The organism is Thermogladius sp. (assembly GCF_049970955.1).
Classification (GTDB): Archaea; Thermoproteota; Thermoprotei_A; order Sulfolobales; family Desulfurococcaceae; genus Thermogladius.
On record NZ_JBMFLY010000096.1, the window covers coordinates 1 to 2,706 of the forward strand.

General features: G+C 70.0%; 3 protein-coding genes. 2 read left to right on the forward strand and 1 reads right to left on the reverse strand.

The genetic code is table 11. The features are described from left to right. Positions 1-62: 62 nt before the first annotated feature. On the reverse strand, positions 63-1,073 hold the full coding sequence (locus tag ACP5VX_RS06915; protein ID WP_428725147.1) for a DUF7343 domain-containing protein: 1,011 nt from the start codon (positions 1,071-1,073) through the stop codon (positions 63-65). 59 nt (positions 1,074-1,132) lie between these two features. Between ACP5VX_RS06915 and ACP5VX_RS06920 the strand changes: the two genes are divergently transcribed. Continuing rightward, positions 1,133-1,330, forward strand: a complete 198-nt coding sequence (locus ACP5VX_RS06920) for a hypothetical protein (RefSeq protein WP_428725148.1) — start codon at positions 1,133-1,135, stop codon at positions 1,328-1,330. Next, positions 1,327-2,706, forward strand: a 1,380-nt coding sequence (locus tag ACP5VX_RS06925) for a sodium:solute symporter family transporter (RefSeq protein ID WP_428725149.1), incomplete at its 3' end; no start/stop codon positions are given. The genes ACP5VX_RS06920 and ACP5VX_RS06925, both read left to right, overlap by 4 nt.

The following is a 2,706-nucleotide window of genomic DNA, read 5'->3' on the forward strand; positions in this document are numbered from 1 at the left end:
TGGGTGTTGGCCGGGTGTCGCGGCCCGCCTCATCCGTGGTCTCCCTGTTGTCACGGGGGGCTTTAAGCCTGCTCCTCCCGGGCTAGGGCCCCCTCGTGGGCTGCGGGCGCTGGGATGCTGGGGGTCACGGCCCTGGCCACGCCCGCCACGGCCTTCTCGTCGAGCTCCGCGGGCCTGTACTCGCCCGCGGCGTCCTTGAGGGCGCCGAGCTCTATCCCGGTGAGGGCCGAGTAGTACTCCAGCCACTTGTCCGGCCGCCTCCCGTACTCCTCGACGGCCTCCCTGTAGGCCCGGGCGGCGGCAGAGGCCAGCCTCCCGCCCAGGCTGTTGGAGACGCCGAGCGTGCAGCAGAACTCCACGCCGAGGTCGTCGGGGCCGAGCACGGGCTTGAAGCCCCTCCCCGCGAGCTCGAGGTAGACTGGGTGCCAGGCCACCACGAAGCCCCGCCTCGGCGGGCTGGAGGAGACCTGGGAGGGGTCGTCGAAGTAGGCCGTCCCCTCCGCCTCGAGGAGCCCCCGCGAGACGGCGACGCCCCTCGCGTAGTCCATGGTGCTTATCATGCTGGAGTAGACGGGGCCGGGCCTGCCCGACGCCATCACCCTGAACCCGCCCCTGACCCCCGCCGGCACGACCCTGAAGGTCCTGTAGGCCGGGTAGAGGTAGAGCTGGCCCGGGAGGGGGGAGAGGGCCATGTCCACGGCGCCCTCCGCCAGGGCCCTGGTGGCCCTGAGGCCGTCCCTGAACACGACGACCTCCACCCTCACGCCCCTCGACTCAAGCCTCTTGACGAAGCCGCCGAGGAAGAGGTACTCGCTCGAGTAGACGATGCCCAGCCTCAGCACCCTCCCCCCGGGCTCCCGCGCCCTCTCCGAGAAACCCGGGTACACGTAGACCACCTTGCTCCTCCCGACCACCTCCCTCGCGATCAGGCCCTGCCTCTCCAGCTCGGCGAGTATCTCGCTCACCCTGCTCTTGCTGGCCCCGAGGGCCCTGTGTATAAAGGACTGCGGTACCCTCGACCCCTGGTACCCGCTGAGGAGCTCCCAGACCCTCTCCCTCAGGCTACCCGGCATCCTCCACCACTAGGCCCTTAAAACCTGGGCCGGTAATATGCCTTAACGGGGGGTCGAACATGTGTTCGGGGAAAAAGCTGAACAGGCTGCTGGCGGCCCTAGAGCTCGCCCTGCTCGCCTCCCTCTTCGCGGTCCCCTACACGCTGCTGGCGGGCTCCAGGGGCCTCGAGCTCCTCGCCTTCTGGACGCTGGCGACCGTCGCAGTGGGGCTGCTGGCCCTCCTACACCTCGGGCTAGAGGCGGGTGAGGGGGAGTGAACGCCGCCTTCTTCCTGGCCCTGCTCCTCTACGCGGCGGCGGGGACGGCCCTGGCCCTCTTCTCGAGGAGGTACTTCAGGAGGGACGTAAGGGACTACTACGTCACTAGCGGGAGGCTGGGGGGCGCCGTCTCGGCGCTGACCTACGCCGCGACCACCTACAGCGCGTTCATGATGCTCGGCCTCGTGGGGCTCGCCTACGCGACTGGCGCGGGGGCGCTGGGCTTCGAGCTGGCCTACCTCGCCAGCACGGTCGTCCTGCTGTCGACGGCCGGGTACAGGATACACAGGCTGTCGAGGGAGAGGGGCTGGGTCTCCCCCAGCCAGATGCTGGCGGACATGTACGGCAGCAGGGCCCTCGGCCTAGCCGCCTCCCTCGTCTACCTCTACGCGATGCTCCCCTACCTCGCCGCCCAGGTCCTCGGCCTCAGGATAGTCTTCGGGTACGGGGGGCTCGGGGAGGCCGAGTCCCTGGCCGCCTCGGCGCTGCTCGTCTACGCGTGGATAGCCGTGGCGGGGATGTGGAGCGTCGCCCTGACCAACCTGCTGCAGGGCTCGCTCACGCTGTTCGGGGGCCTGGCCTACCTCGGCTGGCTGCTGCTCTTCTTCACCCCCTCCAGGGGCCTGACGCCCGGGAGGCTCCTGGAAGACCTGGGCTCCGCCGGCTACCTGGGCCTCACCGGCTTCTGGACGCCCAGCGTCTTCCTCGCCTACACGATACCCTGGGTCTTCTTCGCCGTCTCCAACCCGCAGGTCGTCGCGAAGCTCTACCTGCCCAGGAGCGGTAGGGCGTACAGGGAGACGGTGGCCTACTTCTTCGCGTACGGGCTGCTCTACACCCTCGTGGTCGTGGCCGCCGGCCTCGCGGCCAGGGGGCTGGCCATAGAGGGCGTGCTGCCGGGGGACATACCGAGGGACAACGTGACCCCGACGCTGCTGGGCTACATGGACCCCGCCCTGGGCTCCGTGGTAGCCGTCTCCATCATAGCTGCCACGGTAGACACTGCCAACAGCATCGTTCTCGCCGTCTCCAGCAGCGTCGCTACCACGCTGGGGGCGAGGAGCGTGAACGCGGCGAGGGCCCTGGACGCGGCCCTGGTGGCGGCCGCCACTGCCATAGCCGCCCTCAAGCCGGGCTTCATCGTCGACCTCTCCGTGCTCACCAGCGTGATACTCCTGCCCGTGGGCCTCCTGACCCTTGTCGGCGCCTACACCGCCGGCGAGCGCAGCGCGGCGCTGAGGTACGGCTCCCTCGCCTCCCTCCTGGCCGGAGCGGGGCTCGCCACCTACTACGCCGTCGCGCTGGGCCCTAGGAGGGCCTTCACGTACACGGTGGCCGGGCTACCCGTCTCCGGCCTGGTCGCGGCCGTCTCGGGG

What these genes read in the sequence shown, in the direction of transcription:
- ACP5VX_RS06915 (WP_428725147.1), bottom strand. Translation starts at nt 1,073, where the DNA reads ATGCCGGGTAGCCTGAGGGAGAGGGTCTGGGAGCTCCTCAGCGGGTAC.
- ACP5VX_RS06920 (WP_428725148.1), top strand. Translation starts at nt 1,133, where the DNA reads ATGTGTTCGGGGAAAAAGCTGAACAGGCTGCTGGCGGCCCTAGAGCTC.